The 25,201-nt window shown below is 73.6% G+C and carries 24 protein-coding genes; 11 read left to right on the top strand and 13 right to left on the bottom strand.

Features of this window, described 5'->3' with window-relative positions:
• Positions 1 to 49 precede the first annotated feature (49 nt).
• A complete protein-coding gene (locus tag ACZ3TI_RS19230; RefSeq protein ID WP_465727593.1) occupies positions 50 to 751 on the top strand; it encodes a DUF3592 domain-containing protein in 702 nt (233 codons plus the stop codon).
• Positions 752 to 987: 236 nt separating this feature from the next.
• Here ACZ3TI_RS19230 and ACZ3TI_RS19225 read toward each other — a convergent pair whose 3' ends face one another.
• Positions 988 to 2,250 (bottom strand): YncE family protein, encoded by a 1,263-nt coding sequence (locus tag ACZ3TI_RS19225; protein WP_465727591.1) that lies wholly within the window; start codon positions 2,248 to 2,250, stop codon positions 988 to 990.
• A 184-nt stretch (positions 2,251 to 2,434) separates the two neighbouring features.
• Between ACZ3TI_RS19225 and ACZ3TI_RS19220 the strand changes: the two genes are divergently transcribed.
• Both ACZ3TI_RS19220 and ACZ3TI_RS19215 read left to right on the top strand, forming a co-directional pair.
• Entirely contained in the window at positions 2,435 to 2,587 is a 153-nt protein-coding gene (locus ACZ3TI_RS19220) for a DUF6183 family protein (protein ID WP_465727936.1), read from the top strand.
• 144 nt (positions 2,588 to 2,731) lie between these two features.
• Positions 2,732 to 3,304: a PH domain-containing protein gene (locus ACZ3TI_RS19215; RefSeq protein ID WP_465727589.1), complete on the top strand. Its 573-nt coding sequence runs from the start codon at positions 2,732 to 2,734 to the stop codon at positions 3,302 to 3,304.
• A gap of 79 nt (positions 3,305 to 3,383) precedes the next feature.
• Here ACZ3TI_RS19215 and ACZ3TI_RS19210 read toward each other — a convergent pair whose 3' ends face one another.
• Complete coding sequence (locus ACZ3TI_RS19210) at positions 3,384 to 4,091, bottom strand: hypothetical protein (RefSeq protein WP_465727587.1); 708 nt, start codon at positions 4,089 to 4,091, stop codon at positions 3,384 to 3,386.
• 405 nt (positions 4,092 to 4,496) lie between these two features.
• Between ACZ3TI_RS19210 and ACZ3TI_RS19205 the strand changes: the two genes are divergently transcribed.
• Positions 4,497 to 5,753: a hypothetical protein gene (locus ACZ3TI_RS19205; protein ID WP_465727585.1), complete on the top strand. Its 1,257-nt coding sequence runs from the start codon at positions 4,497 to 4,499 to the stop codon at positions 5,751 to 5,753.
• 99 nt (positions 5,754 to 5,852) lie between these two features.
• On the opposite strand, the gene ACZ3TI_RS19200 is transcribed toward ACZ3TI_RS19205, so the two are convergent.
• Together ACZ3TI_RS19200 and ACZ3TI_RS19195 are read right to left on the bottom strand one after the other, a co-directional pair.
• Positions 5,853 to 6,584 (bottom strand): ribonuclease H family protein, encoded by a 732-nt coding sequence (locus ACZ3TI_RS19200; RefSeq protein ID WP_465727583.1) that lies wholly within the window; start codon positions 6,582 to 6,584, stop codon positions 5,853 to 5,855.
• A 281-nt stretch (positions 6,585 to 6,865) separates the two neighbouring features.
• Positions 6,866 to 7,561, bottom strand: a complete 696-nt coding sequence (locus tag ACZ3TI_RS19195; protein WP_465727581.1) for a scabin-related ADP-ribosyltransferase — start codon at positions 7,559 to 7,561, stop codon at positions 6,866 to 6,868.
• A 260-nt stretch (positions 7,562 to 7,821) separates the two neighbouring features.
• Here ACZ3TI_RS19195 and ACZ3TI_RS19190 point away from each other — a divergent pair, with 260 nt between their 5' ends.
• Entirely contained in the window at positions 7,822 to 8,448 is a 627-nt protein-coding gene (locus tag ACZ3TI_RS19190; RefSeq protein WP_465727579.1) for a DUF4937 domain-containing protein, read from the top strand.
• A 22-nt stretch (positions 8,449 to 8,470) separates the two neighbouring features.
• Here ACZ3TI_RS19190 and ACZ3TI_RS19185 read toward each other — a convergent pair whose 3' ends face one another.
• The gene (locus ACZ3TI_RS19185) at positions 8,471 to 9,013 is read right to left on the bottom strand and encodes an ArsR/SmtB family transcription factor (protein WP_465727577.1); all 543 of its coding nucleotides are present in this window, start codon (positions 9,011 to 9,013) and stop codon (positions 8,471 to 8,473) included.
• A 58-nt stretch (positions 9,014 to 9,071) separates the two neighbouring features.
• Here ACZ3TI_RS19185 and ACZ3TI_RS19180 point away from each other — a divergent pair, with 58 nt between their 5' ends.
• Entirely contained in the window at positions 9,072 to 9,983 is a 912-nt protein-coding gene (locus ACZ3TI_RS19180) for a S41 family peptidase (RefSeq protein WP_465727575.1), read from the top strand.
• A 139-nt stretch (positions 9,984 to 10,122) separates the two neighbouring features.
• Here the strand turns inward: ACZ3TI_RS19180 and ACZ3TI_RS19175 are convergent, their stop codons facing one another.
• The 8 genes from ACZ3TI_RS19175 to ACZ3TI_RS19140 all read right to left on the bottom strand — a co-directional run bounded on the left by ACZ3TI_RS19175 (position 10,123) and on the right by ACZ3TI_RS19140 (position 20,358).
• Positions 10,123 to 11,280: a baeRF2 domain-containing protein gene (locus tag ACZ3TI_RS19175; RefSeq protein WP_465727573.1), complete on the bottom strand. Its 1,158-nt coding sequence runs from the start codon at positions 11,278 to 11,280 to the stop codon at positions 10,123 to 10,125.
• A 167-nt stretch (positions 11,281 to 11,447) separates the two neighbouring features.
• Complete coding sequence (locus ACZ3TI_RS19170; RefSeq protein WP_465727571.1) at positions 11,448 to 11,978, bottom strand: hypothetical protein; 531 nt, start codon at positions 11,976 to 11,978, stop codon at positions 11,448 to 11,450.
• A 39-nt stretch (positions 11,979 to 12,017) separates the two neighbouring features.
• Positions 12,018 to 12,467: a hypothetical protein gene (locus ACZ3TI_RS19165; RefSeq protein WP_465727569.1), complete on the bottom strand. Its 450-nt coding sequence runs from the start codon at positions 12,465 to 12,467 to the stop codon at positions 12,018 to 12,020.
• 94 nt (positions 12,468 to 12,561) lie between these two features.
• Positions 12,562 to 14,919, bottom strand: a complete 2,358-nt coding sequence (locus ACZ3TI_RS19160; protein WP_465727567.1) for a SpoIIE family protein phosphatase — start codon at positions 14,917 to 14,919, stop codon at positions 12,562 to 12,564.
• Positions 14,920 to 14,941: 22 nt separating this feature from the next.
• On the bottom strand, positions 14,942 to 18,766 hold the full coding sequence (locus ACZ3TI_RS19155) for a HAMP domain-containing protein (protein ID WP_465727565.1): 3,825 nt from the start codon (positions 18,764 to 18,766) through the stop codon (positions 14,942 to 14,944).
• 154 nt (positions 18,767 to 18,920) lie between these two features.
• Positions 18,921 to 19,292, bottom strand: coding sequence for an STAS domain-containing protein (locus ACZ3TI_RS19150; protein ID WP_465727563.1), 372 nt, complete (start codon positions 19,290 to 19,292; stop codon positions 18,921 to 18,923).
• A 149-nt stretch (positions 19,293 to 19,441) separates the two neighbouring features.
• Positions 19,442 to 19,903, bottom strand: coding sequence for an ATP-binding protein (locus ACZ3TI_RS19145; RefSeq protein WP_465727561.1), 462 nt, complete (start codon positions 19,901 to 19,903; stop codon positions 19,442 to 19,444).
• 11 nt (positions 19,904 to 19,914) lie between these two features.
• Entirely contained in the window at positions 19,915 to 20,358 is a 444-nt protein-coding gene (locus ACZ3TI_RS19140) for an STAS domain-containing protein (RefSeq protein ID WP_465727559.1), read from the bottom strand.
• A 219-nt stretch (positions 20,359 to 20,577) separates the two neighbouring features.
• On the opposite strand from ACZ3TI_RS19140, the gene ACZ3TI_RS19135 reads away from it, so the two are divergent.
• From ACZ3TI_RS19135 to ACZ3TI_RS19115, 5 genes are all read left to right on the top strand, one after another.
• A complete protein-coding gene (locus tag ACZ3TI_RS19135; RefSeq protein ID WP_465727557.1) occupies positions 20,578 to 21,261 on the top strand; it encodes a phosphoribosyltransferase in 684 nt (227 codons plus the stop codon).
• A gap of 87 nt (positions 21,262 to 21,348) precedes the next feature.
• The gene (locus ACZ3TI_RS19130) at positions 21,349 to 22,062 is read left to right on the top strand and encodes a hypothetical protein (protein WP_465727555.1); all 714 of its coding nucleotides are present in this window, start codon (positions 21,349 to 21,351) and stop codon (positions 22,060 to 22,062) included.
• A gap of 25 nt (positions 22,063 to 22,087) precedes the next feature.
• Entirely contained in the window at positions 22,088 to 22,639 is a 552-nt protein-coding gene (locus ACZ3TI_RS19125) for a GNAT family N-acetyltransferase (RefSeq protein ID WP_465727552.1), read from the top strand.
• Between the two features lie 122 nt (positions 22,640 to 22,761).
• Entirely contained in the window at positions 22,762 to 23,562 is an 801-nt protein-coding gene (locus ACZ3TI_RS19120; RefSeq protein WP_465727549.1) for a metal-dependent hydrolase, read from the top strand.
• Positions 23,563 to 24,249: 687 nt separating this feature from the next.
• On the top strand, positions 24,250 to 25,143 hold the full coding sequence (locus ACZ3TI_RS19115; protein ID WP_465727547.1) for a S1 family peptidase: 894 nt from the start codon (positions 24,250 to 24,252) through the stop codon (positions 25,141 to 25,143).
• Positions 25,144 to 25,201 lie beyond the last annotated feature (58 nt).

The following is a 25,201-nucleotide window of genomic DNA, read 5'->3' as shown; positions in this document are numbered from 1 at the left end:
CGGCAACAGGTGTGGGACAGCACGGAAGACACACCGGAACGGGGGCTCCATGGCAGGCAGGAAGAAGCAGAAGAGACCGCTCGCCGAAGGAGTGGTCAAGCTCCCGAAGCGGGTGCGCAGGCGCCCGGCGGAGCAGCTGTCGCCCCGGACGGTCCGCCGAACCGCGTGGCTGGTCGGACTGCTCACCCCGGTGCTGATGGTTGCGTTGCTCGCGATCGCCAGCAACCCGGACTACCAACTCCTGTGCACCGTTGCGGCGTTCCTGCTGTTCTCGGCGGGCGTCATCGGCATCGGGTTCGTCCGGGCGCGCGGCTGGGTGATCTGGCCGGCCGTGCTGGTCGGCGTGCTGCTGATGATGCTTCCGACCCCCAGCGTCCGCGCGCAGATCATGGCCCGTCGCGCGGTGGAGACCGAGGTGGTGGTCACCGACGCGCACAGCGCCAAGGACCGCAGCGGACGGGTCAGCTGGACCTGCGACATCCGCCGCACCGACGGGCAGCCGCTGCCGCACGCCCAGGTCGGCGGCTTCGGCTGCGCGGGCAGGTCCGACATCGGCGACACCGTGACCGTACTGGTCGACCCGGCGGGCTGGGCCCCGCCCGCCTCGACGGACGAGGACCTGTCCTTCCGCGGCACCGGTGTCTACGTCACCGCCGTGCTCGCCGTCCTGTGGGGCCTGCTCACCCTGGCCGCGACACGCCGCACCCTGCGGGAGGCGGCCACGACCGCCGGTCGGAGCAGCGGCAGGTAGCGGGCGAGGACGTCCGCGCGGGTGCCGTTCAGGGCGCCGAACAGCAGGGTGGTGCCGAGCGCGTCCACGGCGGGCGCGGAGGACGCCCCGGGCGGCTGGGCACCATCGGCGGCGGCACCGACCCGCTCGACCCGGCCGGTCCGCAGGTCCCGCCGGAAGACGTCGGCCACGCCGTTGCTGTTACACGATTCCGCCAAATCCCCGACACCCCACACATGCACCGCGCGGCGCCGGGACTAACGCACCGCGGGGCCGGTCCAGCCGGTGGGCACGTGGCCGAGCCGCACGCGCTGCGGGTGGCGACCGACCGCGACCGAGGCGGTCTTGCGCCCGGTCGCGAAGTCGATCGCGGTGACCTGGTCCGCGCCGCTCTCCGAGATCAGGCAGGACTTGCCGTCCCCGCTCACCGTCGCCCAGTACGGCTTGGACGCGGGCACCAGCGGCCCCTCCTGGAGGGTGGCGCGGTCGACCACCGTCGCGTAGTCGTCCACCGTGCCGGCGACGCAGAGCCGGTCGCCCGACGGGCTCATCGACAGGCCGTGGTGGCGGGAGTCGTTGGGCCATGCGGTGCGGTCCGTCCCGGCGGCCGCGTTGACCGGCAGGGTCTTGACCCGGGTGATCCGGTCGGCCGCCACGTCGTACTCCAGGAAGCCGTTGAAGAACGACACCTGGAAGTAGAGCCGGGTCCCGTCCGGGGAGAAGACGGCGGGCCGGACGGCGTTGGACAGGCCGCCGAGGCCGGCGTCGTCGAGGCGCTTGCGCAGGTCGATCACCCGGATCGGGACGAGGGTGGCCGCGTCGACGACGGTGATGTGCCGATCGCCCTTCGTCCAGTCCAGCCACGGTGCGTCCAGGGCGGTTTCGACGTTGCCGATGGACATGTTCCACAGCTGCCGGCCACCGTCGGTGAAGATGTTCTCGTGCGGCTTGTCCCCGGTGCGGAACGAGCCGAGCTCGGCGCCGGTGCGGACGTCCAGGACGTGGACCGTGTTCGCGGTGGAGGCGGAGACCGCCACCCGGGTGCCGTCCGGAGAGAGCGCCATGTGGTCGGCGCGGTAACCCGCCACCGGGAAGCGCCAGTTGATCCGCCCGGTGGCGAGATCGAGGGAGACGACGTCGGCGAAGCTGGGCCGGGAGACGACCACGGCGGTGCCGTCCGGCGTGCTGTACATGTCGTCGACGAACTGGTCGTGGCCCTCGCCGGGGCCGAGCCGGACGCCGAGGAAGAAGGCGAGCTTCACGGGGTTGAGGTAGATCTCGGCGAGCCGCTGGTCCTTGTCGGGGATGACGTCGATCCGTCCGACCCTGGTGAGGGCGCCGGAGGACTCGATCACGTCGGCGGTGCCGTCCCAGTTGTTGCCGACGAACATCACCTCCCGTAGGGCCGGCGCGGCGGCGGCGCTGGTGCCGGCGGCGGCCGGGGCGAGCAGGCCGAGGGCGGCCGCGAGCGTGCAGAGGGATCGGACGCCGAGTCGGCGCCGGGGACCTGTCCTGGGCATCGTCGCTCCTTCGCGGGGTGGCACGACGTCTTGTGAGACGGACTGTCAGCTTGCGCCATTCGACGGTAGGGAGGGGTCGGGCCGCCTGGCAAGACATCGGCAGCGGATCGTGCCGACACGCGCCGTAGGCTCACCGGCATGACGGAGAAGATCAGGCAGCTCGTGGACCGACTGGCCGGTCAGGATTCGTAGCGGGCGTGCAGCGCGGCGGCGATACGCCTTCGACGCGTCCAACGACTGGTTCAACCGGGACTCCATGGACGTCGGTCTGCTGACGCTCACCCAGGACGGGCGTCGCCTGGCCGCCCTGGCCGCCACCGACTACGACGGGGGCTGACCTGCGAAGCACCTCCCACCCAGATGGGGCTATTGCGGCGCCACCGGCGGCGGATCCGCTGACGCACCACCTGCCGCGGCTGTGGCGCAGGGAACGTCCGCACCCCCCTTCTCCGCCCCGGAGCGCAGGCGTAATGTGCGCCGTGTGAACGAACTGATCTTCCGGGGGAAAGACCTGTTCCGGCCCTCGTGGTCGACTTTCCTCCCACTACTCCTGGTGATCGTGGTCCAACTCGTCGTCGGCGGCATGAAGATGGGCCCCTGGGGCGCGCTCTGGCTGGTCCTCGGGACACTGCTGCTCGCCGTCCCGGCCTTCGTCCTGAGCTGGCGCTCCTGGAGCCGGGTCGGTGCCGACGGCGTCACCGTCTGCTGGGGCCTCGGGCGCGGGCGCACCTACCCGTGGCACGAGATCCGCTGGGTCGACATGCGGGAGACCAAGGGCAACGGCTCGGTGTCGCATGCGGCGCGGATCTTCCTCACCGACGGGCGGCGCCGCTCGCTGCCCGGCCTGCAGACCAGCCCTGCCTACCAGACCCCGGACTTCGAGGTGAACTTCCAGCGCCTGGTGAACTGGTGGGAGTACAGCACCCACGCGACGCAGCGCATCCGGCCGGCCAAGCAGTTCCGGGACCGGCTGACGCCCACCGTGATCGGCGTGCTGCTCGGGCTCGTCCTCTGCGTCGTGGTCATCGCCATCGCCATCCTGACCCAGCCGTAGGGCGTGCCTGAAAGCCGATCGGCCCCGGCTCCCACGAAGGAGCCGGGGCCGAGGCGTGGTCAGCCCGCCTGGGGCGAGGTCACCGCTGCGGCGGGTACGGCTGGGCCGGAGCCGCCGGGTAGGCCTGCTGCGGCGGGTACGGCTGCGCCTGCGGAGCCGCCGGGTACGGCTGCTGCTGCGGGTACGGCTGGTGCGGCGGGTAGGGCTGGGCCGGGGCCGCCGGGTAGGCCTGCTGCGGCGGGTACGGCTGCGCCTGCGGAGCCGCCGGGTACGGCTGCTGCTGCGGGAAGGGCTGGCCCTGCGGGCCGGGGTACGGCATGCCCTGCGGTGCGAGCTCGAACGGCTGCGAGGACGGGTCGATCGACCCGGGCGGGAAGGCCGCGCTCAGCTGGTCCAGCTCCACCCGCCAGTAGCGGTGGACGTTCAGCCGGGTCGGCTTGTCACTGCCGGGCAGCTGCAGGTACATCGAGCTCCAGATCGAGGCCCGCTTGATCCGGTTGACCGGGAAGGCGTGCCGCGGGAAGACCGCGACCACCTCACCGGGGCGGTTGGTCCAGCGGCTGGCCGTGTTGACCACGATCGAGCTGTTGGTGAGCGTCAGGAAGTAGAACCGGCGGGTCAGCGCGACGATCAGGCCGAGCAGCGGCACCTCGTCGAAGACCATGTTGAGCCACGGGCTGGGTCCGGTCTCCACGTGCACGCACGCGATGAAGGTCTCCCCAGGCGGTGCCACCTGCGAGAGCTTCTCGATGACCTGGGCCTTCTGCTTCGCCCGGCGAATTGCCATGCTTTCGGTACCTCTTACCCCGTCATGTCCGCCGACCTTGCCCGGCAGGAAACCGGCTGAGGCTAGCAGGAGGTGCTCGGGCCCTGAACACCTCTTCTTGGCAAAGGTTCTGCCATCCTTCGGCATGGGGGTGCGTGGTTCGGTGGACGGATGCGGCAGCGCTACCATCACCGGCGGCAGCGAAACGATCCGGCCAGTGCGGGACGTTCTCGGCCATATCGGTTAAAGCCTGCACCAAATAATGGTGTGACTGCCTACTGATAATGTGATCACATGTGTATGCACTGTGGCGCTTCGAGCCACAGGGGAGGGAAGGCCCGGTCGTCCGATCGGGCCCAGTACCACAGGAGTTGCACCATCAACACCGCCATCCGCAAGGCCGCCCGCGGTGCGATGCCCGTCGCCGTGACCGCATCCGTCCTCGCCACCGGTCTCACCGCTTGCGGCACCGTCGAGCAGCTCAACGCCGCTCAGAAGGTGTCCAAGGCCTTCGGCAAGGTCGGTGACGGCAAGTCGGCCGGCTTCAAGCTCTCGATCGACGCCACCCCCGAGCAGATCATCGCCTTCGACAAGGCCACCGCGGACAAGGACGCCGAGAAGGAGATGACCGAGAAGGGCGCCAAGGCGCTGTCCGGTCTCTCGTTCACCGTCGCGATCTCCGCCGACAAGCCGCTCAAGGAGATCGAGGCGTTCAAGAACGCCAAGAGCCAGACCCCGAACAACGACCTGACGCTCGACAAGTCGGTGCGCGTGTCCTACGTGATCGCCGACCGGAGCGGCACCGCGCTGCTGGAGTACCGCCAGGTCGACGCCAAGGGCTACCTGCACGTCGACGCCAAGGGCGCGCTCAAGCTGATGGGCGAGGACCCGTCCGAGATCGACGCCGTCAGCAAGGACATGCCGGCGGACATGGGCGCGGTCAAGGACGTGCTGGCCGGCAAGTGGGTCCAGCTCGACCTCCAGGAGCTCGCCGACCAGGCGAAGAAGGACGACGGCAAGAAGGCCGCCCACAGCGCGAAGCCGACCGCCGACCCGGAGGCCGTCAAGCAGCTCGTCAACTCGCTCAAGGACGTGCTCACCCGCACCGTCACGTACGAGGACAAGGGCAGCAAGGACGGCACCGACCACATCTGGATGAGCGCCCCGGCCCGCCAGCTGGTGGACGAGATGTTCAAGGCCGTCAAGCCGGTCGCGGACAAGTTCCCGCAGCAGTTCAAGAAGTTCCCGTCCCAGGCCCCGAGCGACGTGCCGGACCGCAAGGTCGGCGTCGACCTCTACCTGAAGAACGGTGCCTTCTCCTCGGCCACCTTCGACCTCGCCCAGCTGCCGAGCAAGATCGACCCGGGCGTCAACTTCCCGGTGAAGCTCGCCTTCGACCAGGCTGCCCCGAACGTCCAGGTCCCGACCGACGCGGTCAAGCTGACCACCGAGGACCTGACCAAGGCGGTGCTCGGCCTCGCTGCCGGCCCCGGCGCGGGTCCCGGCTTCAACCCGGCGACCGCGGGCGGTCCGGCGGGCGGTCCGGTCACCACCGCCGCTCCGCTGACCGACGCGCAGCTCAAGGAGCTCGCCAAGCTCGGCGTCCCGGAGGCCCAGGCCCGTGCCTACAACACCCTCGGCATGACCTTCGAGGACATCAAGGAGATGACGAAGGAGGGCTGATCCGGCCCGACTCCGCCGCGAAGGGCCGACCGCATCCGCGGTCGGCCTTTCGCGTCTCCGTTTCGCGTCTCCGTTTCGCGTCTCCGTTTCGCGTCTCCGTCAGGCGTGGGCGGTGGCGCACTCCGGGTGGCCCCAGCTGCCGCCGACCTTGGTGATCTTGTCCCCCTTGGCGTACGGGCGGCTGCACGGGCAGGTGCCCGGGTAGCGGGCGGCGAGGGTGCGGGAGCTGCCGGAGCCGGTGCGCTTCGCGGCGGTGCCGGACGCGCCGGACGTACCGGAGGCACCGGTGCGGGTGCCGGTGCGGGTGCCGGTGCGGGTGGTGCGGGGTTTCGGGGCGGCTGCCGGGTCCGGCTCGGGCAGGTTCGCGCCGGTGCCGGAGGCGTCCTGCTGGGTGCGGGCGGCGTCGCTGGCGGCCTTGTCCGCGATGGCGTTCAGCGGGTCGCCGTCCACCTGGTGGGCCGGGACGTAGACGAAGGTGACGTCCCGGCCCTCCAGCAGCGCGTCGATCGCCTGGATCAGCTCCTGGTTGGCGACCGGCTTGCCGGCCGCCGTCTTCCAGCCGTTGCGCTTCCAGCCCTTCAGCCACTTGGTCACCGAGTCGCGGGTGTAGGTGCTGTCCAGCCGCACCTCCAGCGGGACGGCCGGGTCCGTCGCCGCCAACAGCCGCTGCAGCGCCGTCAGTTCGCCCACGTTGTTGGTGCTGTGCCCGAGCGCACCGGCCTCCCAGCGCTGGGGCGCCCCGGCGGCGTCCGCCACCACGTACGCCCAGCCCGCCGGACCGGGGTTGCCCTTGGCTGCTCCGTCACACGCTGCAATGACTCGTTCGACCATGCCCCGATCATGCCTGGTCGGACGGCCCGGAGCCAAAGCCGGCCGGCTCCCGCCTCACTCCCGCAGCAGCGGCAGCAGCAGCGCCGCCGACCAGCTGAAGTTGGTCGCGTTGCGCCCCTCCCCCGTCAGCGGGTCGTAGTTCCCCCGCAGCGGACCGTCACCGCCGAGCCCGGCGGCACCGGCCAGCTGGGTGAGCGACCAGCCGAGCAGGGCGCCGCCCGCATGGAGCGGATCCTGGACCGGCTGCCCCCGGTCGGCACCCGCTGAGGGGTGCCCCTCTGCTACAGGTAGGGCGCGAAGTCGGGGTTGGACTTGCAGCCGAGGTTCTCGAAGGTGCTGACCTTCGTGTCCGGGTCGGTGTAGGTCAGGTGGTACTTGCAGGCGCCCTTGAGGTAGCGGCCGCCGACCCCGCCGGGGAAGTCGATCTCCTTGTTCCACAGGTACGGGGACTGGTAGCTGTTGAGGCGGGCGGTGGCGTTGACGTCGATGCCGCCGGGGGCGTAGATCTCGTAGACCCAGCCCGTCTTGGCGGTCCCGTACGTGGCGAACTTCTGCGCCACCCACATCGCGCAACTGGTGCTGAGGTGCGCGCTGTTCTGCCCGCCGCCCTTGACGATGTACTCGGCGAGCGGGGTCACCGCCTCACCGCGGGGAGTGAAGCCGGCCTTGAAGATGTCCTCCACGTTCTCCCGGGTGTCGCCGCGCCAGAGCGTGTTGACGTCGTCGCGCCACTGCCAGTTCTCGTTCGTCGCGGTGGACGCGACCGTCTGGGCGATCTGCGGCTCGGTCGTCGTCCGCCACCAGTCCGAGGCGCGGTAGTCCCGGACCGGCCCGCAGGGACTGGTCAGGTCGTCGTCGGCAGCCGCCCGCACCGCGGGCGCCGCCGGCGAGGCGGCGGCGGCCGGGGCGACGGCGACGGCGGAGACGGCGGAAGCGAGCGAGACTGCGGCAAGCACCCGCAGAGCGGCCTGCAACATGGTGAGGGCCCATCAGTTGATCAACATGACGGGCCCCTTTATAGGCGCACCGACCGGCGCTCACCGGCATCGATACGCCGCTACCACCCGCAGGAGTGGATTAGTCGTACCGCGACACGGTCGCCAGACGATGGCGGCAATGCCGGGACTCCGCGGCATCCGGCCGTGCTCCGGCTACGCGGCCTACGTCCCTGGGCCGATTTCCGCCGCGACCCGGGTCCGATTGACGCCCGCCCCGTCCGGCGCGGCATGATGGCCCCATGTGGGGCAAGTGGATCGACTGCCGGGTCCGGCCCGGCGCGCGTGAGGTGTTCGCCGCGGGTCAGCGTCGCTGGGCGGTGGTCTCCGACCAGCCGGGACTGGTCGGGCAGACCGGCGGCTGGGCATCGGACGACGATCGGGCCCTCCTGCTCGCCCTGTGGGCCGACGAGCCCGCGTACGCCCGGTTCATGCGCGAGCGCCACGACCGGATCGCCGGCGAGGCGGCGCAGCAGGACAGTTGGACGTCCATCCGGGTCGACACCGGCCCGGTCGTCCTCGCCATGCCCGGCGCGGCCGCCTCCCTCACCGACGCCCTCGCCCGCGCCACCGCGCTGCGCGTCGCCGACTGCCGGCTCCGTTCCGGCCGCGCCAGGCACTTCCTGGACGTCCAACGCGGCGTCTGGGCCCCGGGGATGAGGGCAGCCGCGGGCATGCTGGCGGGCGCCGTCATCCGCCTCGCCGCCGACCGGTTCCTCGTCGCCACGCTCTGGTCCACTCCCGAAGCCCACCGCTCCTACACCGCCGACCACCTCCCCGCTCTCCTCGCCCGAGCCGACGTCCCGGCAGACGTCCGGTCCCTCACCGGGCACGTGATCCCCCTCGAGCCGACCTGGCTAGTCACCTAGGCGGGCTGCCCAAGCGGGTCGCTCAAGCCTGGGGGCTCAGGCGTCCGGTGGTTCGCGGGGTGGGGCCGGCCTGCTGGTAGAGCGTCACCAGGAGGCCGTGCACCGGCTCGCCCTCCGGGTCCTCCTCCGTCTCGTCGACCAGCTTGGCCAGCGCCTCGGCGAGCCGGGCCGCCTTGGCCGGGCTGAGCCGGAGGTGGCGCAGGGTCAGGAGGTGGTCGGTGGGTGAGCGGTCCAGCTCCTGGGCGACGGCGCCGAACAGCGCGGCGGTGCCCTCGGCCTGCGGCTCGTCGACGAGGAGGCGCTCCGCGGCCCGCCGGTAGTACTTCTCGGTGCCGCCGCGCACCTGTCGCGTTCCGGCGTCCTGGACCAGCCCCGCCTCGCACAGCACCCTCAGGTGGTGGGAGACGCTGCCCTTGTTCACCCCCAGTTGCGCGGCGAGCCGGCTGATCGTCGACGGCTGCCTGCTCAGGGCGAAGAGCAGGCGCTGGCGCAGGGGGTGGGCGAGTGCGGTGTGCTGCAGCGGGGTGCTGATCCGCTGGACGTCTTCATCCGGTTCATGGCTCACACCATCAAGCGTTAAATACGGTTGACGCTTTGGCAAGCCGGCTGGTCTACTCCCTCCCATGACTTCCACCACATCGCTGCCCGCACTGGACACCGTCGCCGTCGTCGAGTCGATCGCCGACCTGGTCTCCGAGCACTACGTCTTCCCCGACGCCGCCCGGCAGCTGGCGGCGCTGCTGCGGCGCCGGAGTGCCGAGGGCTCCTACCGGGTGGAAACCGCCGAGGAGTTGGCCGAAGCGGTCACCGCCGACCTGCGGTCCGTCAACGGCGACCTGCACCTGGCCCTCCATCACCACGCCATACCCGTGCCGCCGGAGCAGGGCGAAGCGAAGTTCGCCGCGGCGCGGCGGAAGTTCGACACCTCCCTGGGCGGCGCCCCGCGCGTGGAGCTCCTGGACGGCGGCGTCGCGGTGCTGGAGCTCGCACCCCTGCTGTTCCCGCTGGACTGGGCGGCGCAGCCGCTGGCCGCCGCGCTCTCCCTGGTGGCCCCCGCCCGCGCCCTCATCCTGGACCTGCGCGGCAACGTCGGCGGCGACCCGAACACGGTCGCCTTCGTCTGCGGCTACCTGCTCGACGGCCGCACGCACCTCAACACCATGCTCTCGAAGCAGGGAGAAGTGGCCGAGCAGTCCTGGACACCCGCGTTCGTCCCCGGCGCCCGCTTCGGCGGCAGCAAGCCGCTCTACGTGCTGACCAGCGGGAGCACCTTCTCCGCGGCCGAGGAGCTCGCCTACGACCTGCAGCAGCTCGGCCGCGCCGAGGTCGTCGGGGAGACCACCCGGGGCGGCGCGCATCCGCGCGACGGCTGGACGGTCCACCCGCACCTGGAACTCAGCGTGCCGGTCGCCCGCGCGGTCAACCCCGTCTCCGGCACCAACTGGGAGGGCACCGGCGTCCGCCCCGACGTCCCGTGCGAGGCCGGGGAGGCCCTCGACCGCGCACTGGCCCTGGCCGTGGAACGCCTGGCGTAACACCAACCCCATCGGACTGCACCGGGTCACCCGGACGGCCTGCGGCTGCGGGTCGGCGACCTGGAGGCCACCGACGGCACCCCGGTGCTGGACGTGAAGCCGGTCCTGCCGCGCAGCTCCGAGCGCTAGTGCCAGACCCTCAGGCGGGCCAGCGCAGCACTGCGCCGAGGCCGCCGGGCGGGCCGGGGACGGTGTCCGGGACGAGCAGCGCCTCGGCGCCGCAGGCCGCACCGGCGCGCAGCAGGGCGTCGGCGGCGGAGGCCTGTTCGGGGTGGGGGACGCCCATGTCGCGCAGGTCGGCCCGGTGGACGCCGATGTGCTCAGGCTCGGGGCCGGTCCACACCGGGCGCTCCGGGTCGTGGCCGCTCGCCTGCAGCAGCAGTGCGGAGAGCTGGTGCTGACGGGCTGCGCTCACCACGGCGGGGATGCCCCGGGCGGCCGGACCGGGCGCGGTCTGGGTGCCGGCGGCGTCGGTGCCGTGCTCGCCGGGGCGGCCGACCGCGGTGCGGTAGGCGTCCAGCACCTCGGTCAGGTGGCGGGCGCGGTGGTCGTCCCAGGCCTCGGTCACCCGCCGGTCGAAGGCCTCGCGGGCGATCCCGTCAGCCCGTCCGCCGCCGTCCAGTTCGACGGTGAGCGGTTGCAGTTGCCGCGGCAGCCGGTCGTGGACCGCCCGGCGCTCGCGGACGTCCCCGGTGAGGACGAGCAGCCTGGCGCCGCTGTCCGGCCAGACCCGGGCGAGGTGGTCGGCGATGATCCCGGCGGTGCGCTCCCAGGTGTCCTCGACCCGGTGCCGGTAGTGCCACTCGTAGCGGTCGGTGGGCGGGGCGCGGTGCCCCCGGCCCTGCCACTGCGGGCCCTCCACCGTGCCGGCCGGCGCGCTGCGGCCGAGCTCGTACCGCTCCAGCGCGGCGCCGGTGCGGTCAACGGCGGCGACCAGGCAGGCGGGCGCGGCGTCGTCGAGCAGGCCGACCAGCGGGCTGGTGTGCGGAAGCGGCGCCCAGGTGGCGGCGACGTCCGGCGGGGAGACGACGAGCGGGACGTCCAGGGCCACCTCGCCGTCCGCCGCGAACAGCGCCCGCCCTGGCGGGGAGCCCGCGGTGGGCTCGGCGGCCAGGTGGTCGCGGACGGCCTCGCAGCTCGACTCGTCGGCGCCGGCCTCGGCCAGCCGGTGCACGGCGGCGCGATCGATCAGAGCCCGGCGCCGGACGGCGTCCTCGGTGGCGCGGTCGGTGTCGAGGTAGACGCTGGCCCAGGGTCCGGGCCGGTCGAGCAGGGGGGTGAGGAACGCGAGGTCCATGGTGGCCTCCCGTGGTGGATGGGCTTTCGTCGTGAGTGGGCTTGCCGTGGCAGACGGGCGCGCCGCGGCGGCCTTCCCGGGCTGATCGAGCTCTCCCCGGCTACTCGGGCACCTACCCGGCTGGGCGCGGAGGACACCGCTGCGGGGACACCGCTACGTGGGCACCGCTACGGGGGCACCCGCAGCTCGCACCAGACCGCCTTGCCCGTTCCCAGGAGGCGCCAGCCCCAGCACCGGCTGAGCCGGCCCACCAGGAACAGTCCGAGGCCTCCCGAGGCTCCCGAGCCGCTCGAGCTGCCGGTTCCTCCGGTTCCGTCGGACCCGTTCGAGCCCTCCGACCCGTACGAGCCATCCGAGCCCTCCGGGCCGTTCGTCCGGTACGACCCGTACGGCGCCCGCGGTACCGGTGGGCGGCGGCTGGAGTCGCTGACCTCGATCCGCAGCACCCCCGCTCCCCGCACCAGCAGCAGCGCCCGGGGGCCGCTGGTGTGGCGCTGCGCGTTGCCGACGAGTTCCGAGACCAGCAGCACGGCGTCCCGGACCACCCCCCGGTCGGCCACATCGGCCAGGAACCGGGCGGTGCAGGCACGTGCCTCGGCCGCTCCCCCGGGCCGGTCCGCCAGCGGCAGCCGCAACGCCCGTGCCTCCCCGCGCACGGACGGTGCTCGGCGGGCGGACTGCGTCCGGGCCCCCGACATGCGATCGGCCCTCCTCCGTACCGGCGCGGCGGCCGGTGGCTAGCGTCCGAAGAGGTGCCGGATCCGGCCTCGGGGCGGTGGCGTCGTCTCCCGCCGGTCCGGCTCGGCGGCCGGCTCCGCGGTCCGCTCGGCGGTCCGCTGGGCGGTCCGCTCGGCGACCGGCTCTGCCGGCTCGGCGGCCCTCTCCTCAGGCTCCTCCGGCTCGAACTCCCGGTAGCCCGTCCAGTGGTGGCGCGCCCGGCGGTGCACCGGTCCCGTCGCTCCCACCGGACGCGCGGCCCGCCGGCTCGACCGCATCAGTGCGAGGCCGAGGCAGAAGATCAGCGCGAGCGCCACACCGGAGAGGAAGATGCCCAGACTGTTCATCGTCACGAGGTCGTTGCCCAGGATGGTCACCTGGTAGTCGGGCCCACCGGAGAGGTTGTCCGCGATCAGCAGCCCGACGAACGCGCCGGACGCCGACATCAGCAGAAGTCCCAGCAGCATCATGGGGATTCCTTCCCGTCCTGTAGTCGGACCCTCGGCCCCCGACAGGTCGCGCCTACCCGGGCCGCGCCGTTCGTAACGGCCCGCCGGGCAGGCCCTACTCGGTCTGGACGGCGATCAGGCAGGTGTCGTCGCCGGTGTCGGCGGGGCTGAGCTCGAGCAGCCGGTCCAGGTACTGCTCCAGGTCCGGGCCGGGGGCTCCGGCCGCGCGGATCAGTTGCTCGACGGACTCCTCGACCGGGCGGTCCCGGCGCTCGACCAGCCCGTCGGTGTAGAGCAGCAGGACGTCCCCGGGGTCGAGCCGGGCGGTGCGCTCCTCGTACCGGGCGTCGTCCAGCGCGCCGAGCAGCACCCCGTGCGGCAGCGGCAGCACCTGGGCGCCGTCCGCGCCGAGCCGGATCGGCGGCAGGTGACCGGCCCGGGCCCAGCGCAGCCCGCCGCCGACCGGGTCGAGCAGCACGCAGACCGCGGTCGCGGTGACCTGACCGGGTTCGCGCAGCGCGACGGTGTTGGCCCACTCCAGCAGCCGGGCCGGGCCGGCGCCGGTGACCGCGAGGCCACGCAGGGCGTGCCGCAGGGCGACCATCCCGGTGGCCGCGCCGACGCCGTGCCCGGCCACGTCGCCGACCGCGAGCAGGACGTGCTTGTCGGGCAGCGGCAGCACGTCGTACCAGTCGCCGCCGACCCGGTCGCGCTTGGCCGCAGGGCGGTAGCGGACGGCGGCGTGCACTCCGGTGACGCCGAGCGGGGGCGGCGCGGCCGGGAGGATCGCCTGCTGGAGGCGCAGCGCCAGCTGCTCGCGTTCGGCGGACTCCTGCTCGCTGTCGGCGAGCCGCTCCCGGGTGGCGCCGAGCGCGACCTCCGTCCAGTGCTGGGCGGAGACGTCGTGGTAGGCGCCGCGGATCGCGCTGAGGCGCCCGGCGTCGTCCAGGACGGGCTCGGCGATCACCCGGATGAAGCGGTGGGTGCCGTCCGGCCGGTTGAGTCGGACGACCGCGGAGGCGGTGCGGTGGCGGTGCCGGACGGTGTCCAGCAGACGCCGGATCGCGGCACGGTCGTCCGGGTGGGTGTGCCGGGCGAGCCGCGTCAGCGGCACCGGCGCCGCGTCCGGCGGCAGCCCGTAGAGCTCGCGCAGCCCGTCGCTCCAGCGGACCCGGCCCTCGGACGGACGCTCCTCGAACCCGGCCACCCGGGCCAACCGCTGGGCCTGGCGCAGCAGGTCCGTCCGCTCGTCGTCCCCGGCCCGTTCGTCGGCCGGCTCCCAGCAGACCAGCAGCCGGCCGCCGAGCGGGACGACCGTGAGCAGCACGGCGGCGGGGACGGCCGGTGGCACGGCGGCGGGGACGGGAGGCCCGGTGTCCCGGAACACCAGCCGGACGGGCTCGGCCGACAGCGGCGCCCCCGTCTCGTACACCCGGACCAGGCGGTCCAGCAGCCCGGCGGCGCAGGCGACCGGGTACGTCTCCAGCAGCGAGGCGCCCTCCACGGCCTCCCGGGGGCGGCCGAGCGGGTCACGGAACCGGGCGTTGACCCGGCGGACGGTGAAGTCGGCGACCCGGTCGTCCCGGAGGACGGGCTCCAGCAGCAGCGCCGGGGTGAGCAGGCCCGCCAGCAGGGCGGTGGCCTCCTCGGGCACTTCGGGCACCTCGGAGACCTCGGCCGCCGCGGACTCCGGGGAGGGGCCGACCAGGGTCGCGCAGAGGTCGGCGAGCGCGTACAGCCGGCGGCGCTGCGCCGGTCCGATCTCCGGGGCGGGGCCGGACCAGAGCAGTTCGAGCGCCCCCAGGCGGCGGCCCCGGTCGAGCAGCGGCAGGACGGCGCGGGCGGATGCGGATCCGGCACCCACCGAGGGCGCGTCGGTCCCCGGCTCGCCGGGCCACAGCTCCGCGCCGCCGTCGACCACCCGCTGCGCCGGGGTGGACACGCCGGGCGGCACCCGGTCCCAGGCGGCGGCCTCGTCGGCGGACAGCCCGGCGTGCGCGGCGAGCGCGAGCGCTCCGCCGGGCAGCCGCAGCCAGACGGCGACGGCCCGGGCGCCGAGCGCCGCGCCGGTCTGGTCCAGCACGGCCTCGGCGGCGCGCTGCAGGTCGGGCGCGGCGGCGAGGGCCGGCGCGACGGGCGGACCGGTGTCGAGCGGGTCCGGGGCGAGGGCACCACGGGCCCCCGCCTCCGGCTCCGGCAGCCCCGCGATCTCCGCCGCCAGCGCGACCACCGGCACCCCCGCCTCCCGGGCCAGCCGGGCGAGGTGCGCGGCGGCCTCGGTGATCGGCAGGCCGAGCCGCTCGGCCAGGATGCCGGTGGCGAGGTCGACGGCGGCCCTGGTCCGCGCCTCGGCGTGGGTGCGGACGACGGCGCCCTGCAGCCGCCGGACGGCCTCGGCCAGGGCCCGGGTGACGTGGGCGGCGTCCGCGGGCTGCCGTGCCGCGTCGTCCGCAGGCCCCTGCGCAGCGGTCACGGCGGGTCCGGGAGGTCGGTCGTCATGACGCGTCCAGCCAGGTCCGCATCCGGTCGAGCAGGTGGGCGGTGTCGACCGGCTTGGTGACGTGGTCGTCGGCGCCTGCGGCCAGGCTGCGGTCCCGGTCGCCGGGCATGGCCTTGGCGGTGACGGTGACGACCGGCAGCCGGTCGAAGCGGGCGTCGGCGCGGATCGCCTCGATGGCCGCGCGACCGTCCATACCGGGCATCATGACGTCCATCAGGACGAGGTCGGTCTCGGGGTGGGCGCGCAGCAGGTCGAGCCCGGCGCGGCCGTCGCCGGCTTGCAGGACGGTCAGTCCGTGCTGTTCCAGGGCGGCGGTGAGCGCGAAGACGTTGCGGACGTCGTCGTCGACGATCAGCACGGTCCGCCCGGTGAGCGGGTCGTCCGCGCTCGGGCCGTCCGCGCTCGGGCCGGCAGCGGACGGGGCCTCCGCAGCCGGTTCCTCCGGGACCCCTGGCGCGTCCTGCGGGTCCTCGCCCGACCGCTGCTCGGGCCGGCCGAGCGGCAGGTAGAGGGAGAAGCAGCTGCCCTGCCCGGCGGTGGACCGGACGCTGATGGCGCCGCCGAGCAGCCGGGCGAGCTCCCGGCTGATCGACAGGCCGAGGCCGGTGCCGCCGTAGCGCCGCGCGGTGGAGCCGTCGGCCTGCTGGAAGGCTCCGAAGATGGCGTCCAGGTGGGCGGGGTCGATGCCGATCCCGGTGTCCTCGACGTGGAAGGCAACCGCCTCCTGCTCCCGGCCGAGTTCGGGCGGCAGCTCCGCTCCTTCGGCGCGTTGGATCCGCAGCTCGACCCGGCCGCTGTCGGTGAACTTGACGGCGTTGGAGAGCAGGTTGCGCAGCACCTGGCGCAGCCGGGCCTGATCGGTGACGATCCGTTCCGGGACGTCCCGGTCGACGGTGACCTCGAAGGCGAGGCCCTTCTGGTCGGCGAGCGGCTCGAAGCCGGACTCGACGTACTCCAGCAGCTCTCGCACCGCGAAGGGTTCGGGGGTGAGCTCCATCTTCCCCGCCTCCACCTTGGAGAGGTCGAGGATGTCGTTGATGAGCTGGAGCAGGTCGGTGCCGGCCGAGTGGATCACGCCCGCGTACTCGGTCTGTTTGGGGGTGAGGTTGCCGCTCGCATTCTCGGCGAGCAGCTGGGCGAGGATGAGCAGGCTGTTGAGCGGGGTGCGCAGCTCGTGGCTCATGTTGGCCAGGAACTCGGACTTGTACAGCGAGGTCCGGGTCAGCTCCCGTGCGCGTTCCTCCAGTTCCTGGCGGGCCTGTTCGATCTCCAGGTTCTTCGCCTCGATGTCCCGGTTGCGCTGGGCGAGCAGGGCGGCCTTCTCCTCCAACTCAGCGTTGGAGCGCCGCAGTTCCTCCTGTCCTTCCTGCAACTCCCCGGAGCGGGACTGGAGTTCTGCGGTGAGCCGCTGGGATTCGCCGAGCAGTTCGTCGGTGCGGGCGTTGGCCAGCAAGGTGCCGATGTTGACGCCGCAGGCCTCGGCGAACTGGTCCAGGAAGTCGCGGTGGACCTGGGTGAAGGGGCGGACGGAGGCGAACTCCATGACGCCGATCAGCCATTCCTCCAGCGCGATCGGCAGCACGACGAGGGAGCAGGCGTCACCGGAGCCCGCGCCCGAGGCGACGGTGGCGTAGCCGGGCGGCAGGTCGTCCACCAGGATGCTGCGCCGGCTGCGGGCGGCCTGGCCGACCAGGGACTCCCCCAGCCGCAGCCGGCGGTGCTCCCCGGCGGGGCGGCCGTAGGCGCTGATCAGGACCAGCTCGGCGCCGGCCTCGCTCTCCTCGGCGAGGAAGAACGCGCCGTACTGGGCGCCGACCAGCGGGGTCAGCTCGTCGGTGATCATCTCGGCGACGGAGCGGATGTCCCGGCGGCCCTGGATGGCGGCGGAGAAGTGGGCCAGGTTGGTCTTCAGCCAGTCCTGCTCCTGGTTGGCGAGCGTGGTCTCGCGCAGCGATTCGACCATGGCGTTGATGTTGTCCTTGAGGTCGGCGACCTCGCCGGAGGCGTCCACGCTGATCGAGCGGGTCAGGTCGCCGGCCGCGACGGCGCTGGTGACCTCGGCGATCGCCCGGACCTGCCGGGTCAGGTTGCCGGCCAGCTCGTTGACGTTCTCGGTGAGCCGCTTCCAGGTGCCGGAGACGCCCTCCACCCGCGCCTGGCCGCCGAGCCGCCCTTCGCTGCCGACCTCGCGGGCCACCCTGGTCACCTCGGCGGCGAAGGAGGACAGCTGGTCGACCATGGTGTTGACGGTGGTCTTGAGCTCCAGGATCTCCCCGCGCGCGTCCACGTCGATCTTGCGGGTCAGGTCGCCCTCGGCGACGGCGGTGGTGACCGACGCGATGTTGCGCACCTGGCTGGTCAGGTTGTGCGCCATGAAGTTGACGTTGTCGGTGAGGTCCTTCCACGTCCCGGCGACGTTGGGCACCCGGGCCTGGCCGCCCAGGATGCCCTCGGTGCCGACCTCGCGGGCCACGCGGGTGACCTCGCCGGCGAAGGCGGACAGGGTGTCGACCATGGTGTTGATCGCGTCGGCGAGGGCGGCGACCTCGCCCTTGGCCTCCACGGTGATCTTCCGGGACAGGTCGCCGCGCGCCACGGCGGTCGCGACCTCGGACATCGAGCGGACCTGGCCGGTCAGGTTGGAGGCCATCACGTTGACGTTGTCGGTGAGGTCCTTCCAGGTGCCGGAGACGCCGCGCACGGTGGCCTGGCCGCCCAGGTTCCCGGCGGTGCCGACCTCGCGGGCGACCCGGGTGACCTCGTCGGCGAAGGACGACAGCTGGTCGACCATCGTGTTGATGGTCTCCTTCAGTTCCAGGATCTCGCCGCGCGCGTCGACCCGGATCTTCTGGGTGAGGTCGCCCTCGGCGACGGCGGTGGTCACCGAGGCGATGGCGCGGACCTGGGCGGTGAGGTTGTCGGCCATGACGTTGACGGACTCGGTGAGCGACTTCCAGGTACCGGAGACGTCCCGGACGTCCGCCTGACCACCCAGTCGGCCCTCGGTGCCGACCTCCCGGGCCACCCTGGTCACCTCGGCGGCGAAGGAGGACAGCTGGTCGACCATCGTGTTGATGGTGGTCTTGAGCTCCAGGATCTCGCCGCGCGCGGCCACCGAGATCTTCTGGGTGAGGTCGCCCTCGGCGACGGCCGTCGCGACCTGGGCGATGTTGCGCACCTGCCAGGTCAGGTTGCCGGCCATCGCGTTCACCGAGTCGGTCAGGTCCCGCCACGTCCCCGCGACGCCCGGCACCTGCGCCTGGCCGCCCAGCCGGCCCTCGGTACCGACCTCCCGGGCCACCCTGGTCACCTCGGCGGCGAAGGAGGAGAGCGTGTCCACCATGGTGTTGACGGTGTTCTTCAGCTCCAGGATCTCGCCGCGCGCGTCCACCTCGATCTTCTGGGTGAGGTCCCCGCGTGCCACCGCCGTGGTCACCTGGGCGATGTTCCGCACCTGCCAGGTCAGGTTGCCGGCCATCGCGTTCACCGAGTCGGTGAGCTCCAGCCACGTCCCGGCGACCCCCGGCACCTGCGCCTGACCGCCCAGCCGCCCGTCGGTGCCGACCTCCCGGGCCACCCTGGTCACCTCGGAGGTCACCCGGGCCAGCTGGTCCGTCATCCCGTTGAAGACCTCGGCGATCTCCCCGAGCACCCCTGGGCGGTCCGGGGTGAGCCGGGTGCGGAAGTCCCCGTCGCGTACCGCCGTCAGCCCGGCGAGCAGCTGCCGCAGCGCCTGCTCGGCCGGGTCGGCCGCGGCGCCGCCCTGCAGCGGGTGGCTGCCGGGTACGGGTTGGCTGGCGGGTACCGGGTGCTCGTCCATCCGTCCACCGTCCGGATCGCTCGCACGGCCGGGGTGCGCCGTCCGGGCACCCCGATTGCGGGGGCGGCAGGTCCGCCGCCCTGCTCCCACTGTGCCACCGCGGGCCCTGCGGCGGCGGCCGGGAGCCTCGCCGGGCGGGGTCGGCCCGGTGGGGTCAGCCCGGCACGGTCTCCCGGACCGGGAAGGCATCGGCGATCCCGGTGAGTTCGAGCATGCGCAGGATCAGCGGCCTGGGGCGGGCGAGCTCGATCCGGCTCCCCTCGGCCTCGGCCCGCCCCTGGGCCCGGAGCAGGGCGTTGAGCCCGGTGGAGTCGCAGAACTCCAGCCCGGCGCAGTCGATCACGATCACGCCTGCGGACCCGGCGAGGGCCCGGTCGACGGCGGCCCGCAGGTCGGCGGCCGAGTCGAGGTCCAGTTCGCCGTGGAGGACGAGCACGGTGCCCAGGGCCCACGACCGGTCGGTGACGGTGAGTCCCTCGAGCCGGTCGGCACCCGGGGCTCCGGACTTCGGCGGTCTCTGTGTCATGGCTGCGGGCTCCTCCCGCTCGGTCCGGGCCGTCTGCCGGTGGGAGCCCATGGTTCTCCCGCCCGCCGATGCCTCCGACCACGCGGCTATCCGGTACGGGCGGCCGGAAACGCCCCGGGGCGAGGAATCCCGCCATCGCCCCGCTGCTGTCACGCCCGCCCGGAGCCCGGCGGCGGCGGGGCCGGCACCTCCAGCCAGACCAGCTTCCCGCCGTCCTCGGGCTGCGAGCCCCAGGCCCGGGAGAGCCGGTCCACCACCCGCAACCCGTGCCCGCCCGGCCGCCCCGGGTCGGCGTACGGGCGCAGCCGCGGCGGCACCGGGCTGGCGTCCGCGACCTCCACCCTCAGCCGGTCCCCGTTCCACCGCAGCCGCAGCTCGCGCGGACCGCCGGGGGCGTGCAGACAGGCGTTGGTGACCAGCTCCGAGACCATCAGCAGGACGTCCTCGACCACCAGCCGCCGCTCCTCGTCGGCAGTCGGCAGCCAGTGCCAGGACAGCAGCGCCTGCCGGCTGAACTCACGGCTGCGCTGCACCGCGCCTGAGCTGCCCTCAAGCATCAGCCGCCTGGTCTGCTCGGGGCCGGGCAGCCCGTCGGCGCCGGGACGGTCCACGGCCGGCCGCCTCAGACCGGCCCGGGCGGGGCCGCGGCGCCGTCGGAAGGTCCCTGGGTGCCCGGCCCGGCTGCCTTGAGCGCCGAGCCGACGTCGGGGTGGATCCGGAAGACGCGGTCGGCGCCGGTGATCGCGAACAGCCGCGCCATCACGGGGCTCGGACCGACCAGCTCCAGCCGCACTCCGGCCGCCTCCGCGTCCAGACGGGCGCGGAGCAGCACGTTCAGTCCGGTCGAGTCGCAGAACCGCAGCTCCGCGAGGTCGACCACGATCAGCGCGAAGCCGTCCGCCATCGGCCTGGCGAGCACGGCGCGCAGCCCGTCCGCGGTGTCGTGGTCCAGTTCCCCGGCGGCGGTGACGATCCGCACCGGGCCGTCGTCGACCACCGAGACGCGCAAGGCGCCGGACGCCTCTCCCCCGGTGGGCTCCCGGGGTTCTTCGGATGGCCGTGGCATGGCTCGCTCCCGGTCCGGTCGGGACGGCGGGGCGCCGTCGGGACCATCATCGCGCGCGCCCTGCCGAGCCGCGCCTCCCGGTTCCCGCTTCCCGCTTCCTGCTTCCTGCTTCCTGCTTCCTGCTTCCTGCTTCCTGCGGACGTTAGAGCGGCGCGGGACGGGGAAGCCGCCCAGTGGGAGGCATAGGTGCCCTCCCGAGAACGTCCCGAGGAGGACGACGTGTCCGTGAGATTCCTCGACCGCAGCACCGCCGGGCACCAGCTCGCCCAGCGGCTCGTCCCGCTCCTCGACGTCCGGGAACGCCGCCGGGTGGTGGTCCTGGGCCTCGCCCCCGGCGGGCTTCCGGTGGCCGCCGAGGTCGCCGAGGCGCTGGACGCCCCGCTCGACGCCTCGGTGGTCCGGCCGCTGGTCGTCCCCGGCCACGACCAGCCGGTCGGCGCGATCGCCGACGGCGACCCGCCGCTGTTCGACCGGTACACCCTGAAGAGCCTCGGTGTCACCGCGGCGGAGCTCGGCGCGAGCGTCAAGCGCGAGCGCGTCGAGGTGCACCGCCGCGAGTCGCTCTACCGCCAGGGCAGGTCGCGGCACCCGCTGCGGGGGCGCACCGCCGTCCTGGTCTCCGACGGGCTGACCGACGCGCTCACCGTCCGCGCCGCGGTCCACGCCGTCGCCGCCGAACGCCCGGACCGGCTGGTCCTCGCGGCGCCGGTCTGCGACGCCCGCCTCGCCGCCGAGCTGCGCAACGAGGTCGACGAGCTGGTCTGCCTCCACCTGCCCCGCTACGCGCACGCCGCCGGGCCCTGGTACGGCGAGTTCCACGAGGTCACCGACCGCGAGGCCGCCGTCCTGCTGCGGCGGCACGCCACGTCCGTCCTGCCCGGCCCGGTCGGCGAGGGCGTCTGACCGAGGGAGCCCATGCCCGGGGGAAGCGACCCGAAGGGCACGGGGCGCCCGCACCGCCGCAAGGCCGGGCTGGCAGGATCTCCCCCCGTGACGCGAAGCGAGACCTCCGCCCCGGGCCTGCGGAAGCGGCGCGACCGGGACGGGAAGGACAACCCGCCCTGGCCGCGGCGTCCGCTGCTCACGGCCCTGTGGATCCCGGCCGCCGCCGTGCTGCTGCCGCTCGGCGGGGCACTGGGCGCGTGCGGGCCGTGGCTGCTGGTGCCCTCGCTGGTGCTGGTCCTGCTGGCGATGTTCGGCCTCGTCCACGCCCTGCTCAGCTTCTGCCAGGCGCGGCCGCTGCGGCTCCTGGCACTGGCGCTGGCGGCCGTCCCATTGATCGCGGTTCCGCTGGTGAGCCTGGACGCCACCCAGGCCACCGTGCTCGGCATGCGCGGCGTCGCGCACCCGGGCACGGTCACCGGCATCCGGGTCAGCCACGGCAAGACCACCACCTACCGGTGCGAGGTGCGCTACGAGGGCACCCCGCAGCGCGACGACTCGGTGGAGTGCGGCGCCCGGGACACCGTCGGCGAGCACGTCAGCGTCACCGAGGACCCGGGCGGCCTGGTCGATCCGGAGTTCACCGCCACCGCCGCCGCGGGCCGCTTCGACTTCTCCCTGGCGGGCTTCTTCGACGCCGCCCTGCTCGTCGTCGCGGGCACGGCGGCCGGCCTCGGCGCCCTGCTCCACCGCGCTCGCACCCGGCACACCCCCCGTGCCGCGAGCCGCCCGCCGGAGCCGCCCAAACCTGTTGCCGGATGAGACGGACCCGGACCATCCTCTCTCCATGGACCATCCGGAATACCCCCAGCCCGTCATCGCGCTGGGCGAGCTGACGCTGCGCCGCTTCGCCGGCGAGGCGGACCTCCCCGAGCTCTTCACCGTCATCGACGAGTCGCTGGAGCACCTGCGGCCGTGGATGGCGTGGGTCGCCGAGCACAGTCGCGCCCAGACCGCCGAGTACCTGGCTGCCCGGGCGGAGCGCTGGGCAAGCGGGCAGGACTTCGCCTACGCGATCGTGCTGGACGGCGCCGTCGTCGGCGCCTGCGGACTGCACCGGCGTGAGTCCACCCCGGACGACGTCCGCGAGATCGGCTACTGGCTGCACCCCGCCGCCACCGGCCGCGGCCTGGCCACCCGCGCCGCGGCGGCCCTGGTCGAGCAGGCCTTCCACCTGCCCGGGGTGGAGCACGTCGAGATCGTCCACGACCCGGCGAACCGCGCCAGCGGTGCCGTCCCGGCCCGCCTCGGCTTCACCGTCCGCCTGCGCCGCCCCTCCGAGGCGCTGGCCCCGGCCGAGAGCGGCGAGGAGCAGGTCTGGCGACTCAGCCGGCCGTAGGGCTCCGTCCTCGAACCCCCACCTCCGCGGGCCACTGTTTCGTGATCTTGTACGGATAGGCTGCCGTGCTGTCAGGTCCTCGCATTGAGGACGGATCGGATCGGATCGGTGGGTGTACGGACATGATGGGACCGGCGCATTCGTTGTCGGGCGCGGCGGCTTGGCTGGGGGTGGGCGCGGTCGCGGCCGGGATGGGGGAGCCGATGCCCTGGCCGGTCCTGGTGGCGGGGGCGCTGATCTGCGCGGGCGCCGCCCTGGCGCCCGACCTCGACCACAAGGCGGCCACGATATCCCGGGCGTTCGGGCCGGTGTCCCGGGCACTCTGCGAGGTGATCGACAACCTCTCGTACGCCGTCTACAAGGCCACCCGGGGCAAGGGTGACCCGCGCCGCTCGGGCGGCCACCGGACGCTGACGCACACCTGGCCCTGGGCGCTGCTGTGCGGGGCGGGCGCCGCGGCGGTGGCCGGGTTCGGCGGCCGCTGGGGCGTGCTGGCGGTGCTGTTCGTGCACATGGTGCTGGCGATCGAGGGGCTGCTGTGGCGTCATGCCCGGGTCTCCAGCGATGTCCTGGTGTGGCTGCTGGGGGCGACCAGCGCGTGGATGCTCGCCGAGGTCCTGGACCGGCCCGGCAACGGCTCGCAGTGGCTCTTCGACCAGCCCGGCCAGGAGTACCTGTGGATCGGGCTGCCGATCGCCCTCGGCGCCCTGGTGCACTGCCTCGGTGACGCGCTGACCGTCTCGGGCTGCCCGGTATTGTGGCCGATCCCGATCGGGCGCAAGCGCTGGCACCCGATCGGTCCGCCGAAGGGCATGCGCTTCCGCGCCGGCAGCTGGGTGGAACTCAAGGTGCTGACCCCGGTGTTCATGGGTGCGGGCGGCATCTGCGCGATCGGCGCCCTCGGTTTCTTCGGCAACGGCTGAGTTCTCCGGCAACGGCCGGGGCCGGACCGCACGAGTGCCGGCGGGTGAACCCGGCGGTCCGCCGTCGTGGGGGGAACGGGCGGACCGCCGGGCGCGCCCGGCCCGGACGGGACGATCCGGCGGCGCGGCGGGAACGGACGCGGTCGGAGGCCTGCACCTCCGCGCGGAGCGCCCCATCTCGAACTCCGTCGGCCCGCCGCGGACCCTCACCCGCGGCATCGCGCGTCCGTTCCCGCACCTGGGAGACCTCACCGGACCGCGCAGATAACACTTTCCTCTGATCGCTTTTCACATGCCAGAGTTGACGACTCGCCAGAGCGGTCGGAAGCTGTCCGCGCTCCTCTGGCTGGCGCTGTGCGCCCTCGGAGTGCTGTGCGCGCTCGCCCTGCGTGCCCTCCACCGCGGACGGCGGCTCGCCGAGCCGGAGCCGGTGCCCGCCTGCCCCCTCGACCGGCGGGGTACCGCCGAACGGCGGATCCGCGCGCTCGTCCGACCGCGCGCGGGTCCGCCGACACCCGGTCAGGAAGCTTGTACCGAAAGGTCCGGTTCCTGATACTTCCGGTCAGCGCCTGTCAGGGGCAGATCATCCGTCGTGCTTCCGGACAGCACGGCCGGGGTCCGCCCACCGTCTGACCGCGCCTCACGGCCCCCGACCCGCACGGGGCCCCTCACTCCCAGAGGAGATCGGTGAGGACCAAGCGCAGGACCCCCTCCCCCGGCACCACCCGGCGCCGCACCCGCCTGCTCGCCGTCGCCCTCGGCCTGCTGACCGCCACCGCGGTCGCCGTGCCGGGCGCCGCGGCCGCCCCCGCCCCCACACCCACCCCCACACCCGAACGGCTCGCGGCCGTCAGCGACACCGTCCTGCGCGCCGAGGTCGACGGCACCGCGTGGTACGTCGACCCGGCCGCCGGACGCGTCGTGCTGACCGCCGACAGCACCGTCTCCCCGGCGGCGCTCAACCGGATCACCAGGGCCGCCGGGGACGACGCCGCCATCCTGACCATCCAGCGCGTCCACGGCACCTTCACCCCGCTGCTCGCCGCCGGCGACGCCATCTACGGCGGCCAGTACCGCTGCTCGCTGGGCTTCAACGTGGCGGACGCCAACGCCCACTACGTCCTGACCGCCGGGCACTGCGGGAACGTCGCCGCGCAGTGGTACACCGACTCCGCCCACAAGACGTCGATCGGACCGACCGTCGCCTCCACCTTCCCCGGGCACGACTACGCGCTCGTCCGCTACGACAACTCGGCGCTCGCCCACCCCGGCGGCTTCACCTCCGCGCCGAACGCGTTCGTCGGCGAGCAGGTCAAGCGCACCGGCTCGACCACCGGCACCCGGGGCGGCAAGGTCACCGGGCTCAACGCCACCGTCCGCTACACCGACGCCGGCACGGTGAGCGGCCTGATCCAGACCAACGTCTGCGCCGAGCCCGGCGACTCGGGCGGCCCGCTGTACGACGGCACCAAGGCGCTCGGCCTCACCTCGGGCGGCAACGGCGACTGCACCCTCGGCGGGACGACCTTCTTCCAGCCGGTCAACGCGGCGCTCGCCGCGTACGGGGTCAACGTGTACTGACCCCGGGACTCCCGTCCCCCGGGACGCGGCCGTCGGCCCGCCGCCTCGCGCAGCGGGC

It is taken from the genome of Kitasatospora sp. NPDC023120, from assembly GCF_055560835.1.
The sequence above is the reverse complement of the archived record's forward strand: the minus strand, read 5'-3'. Positions and strand labels throughout refer to the sequence as shown.

Bases quoted from the DNA above. Each gene is read 5' to 3' on its own strand.
- ACZ3TI_RS19230 (WP_465727593.1), top strand. From the start codon at position 50: ATGGCAGGCAGGAAGAAGCAGAAGAGACCGCTCGCCGAAGGAGTGGTC.
- ACZ3TI_RS19225 (WP_465727591.1), bottom strand. From the start codon at position 2,250: ATGCCCAGGACAGGTCCCCGGCGCCGACTCGGCGTCCGATCCCTCTGC.
- ACZ3TI_RS19210 (WP_465727587.1), bottom strand. From the start codon at position 4,091: ATGGCAATTCGCCGGGCGAAGCAGAAGGCCCAGGTCATCGAGAAGCTC.
- ACZ3TI_RS19200 (WP_465727583.1), bottom strand. From the start codon at position 6,584: ATGGTCGAACGAGTCATTGCAGCGTGTGACGGAGCAGCCAAGGGCAAC.
- ACZ3TI_RS19195 (WP_465727581.1), bottom strand. From the start codon at position 7,561: ATGTTGCAGGCCGCTCTGCGGGTGCTTGCCGCAGTCTCGCTCGCTTCC.
- ACZ3TI_RS19190 (WP_465727579.1), top strand. From the start codon at position 7,822: ATGTGGGGCAAGTGGATCGACTGCCGGGTCCGGCCCGGCGCGCGTGAG.
- ACZ3TI_RS19180 (WP_465727575.1), top strand. From the start codon at position 9,072: ATGACTTCCACCACATCGCTGCCCGCACTGGACACCGTCGCCGTCGTC.
- ACZ3TI_RS19175 (WP_465727573.1), bottom strand. From the start codon at position 11,280: ATGGACCTCGCGTTCCTCACCCCCCTGCTCGACCGGCCCGGACCCTGG.
- ACZ3TI_RS19170 (WP_465727571.1), bottom strand. From the start codon at position 11,978: ATGTCGGGGGCCCGGACGCAGTCCGCCCGCCGAGCACCGTCCGTGCGC.
- ACZ3TI_RS19165 (WP_465727569.1), bottom strand. From the start codon at position 12,467: ATGATGCTGCTGGGACTTCTGCTGATGTCGGCGTCCGGCGCGTTCGTC.
- ACZ3TI_RS19155 (WP_465727565.1), bottom strand. From the start codon at position 18,766: ATGGACGAGCACCCGGTACCCGCCAGCCAACCCGTACCCGGCAGCCAC.
- ACZ3TI_RS19150 (WP_465727563.1), bottom strand. From the start codon at position 19,292: ATGACACAGAGACCGCCGAAGTCCGGAGCCCCGGGTGCCGACCGGCTC.
- ACZ3TI_RS19140 (WP_465727559.1), bottom strand. From the start codon at position 20,358: ATGCCACGGCCATCCGAAGAACCCCGGGAGCCCACCGGGGGAGAGGCG.
- ACZ3TI_RS19125 (WP_465727552.1), top strand. From the start codon at position 22,088: ATGGACCATCCGGAATACCCCCAGCCCGTCATCGCGCTGGGCGAGCTG.
- ACZ3TI_RS19120 (WP_465727549.1), top strand. From the start codon at position 22,762: ATGATGGGACCGGCGCATTCGTTGTCGGGCGCGGCGGCTTGGCTGGGG.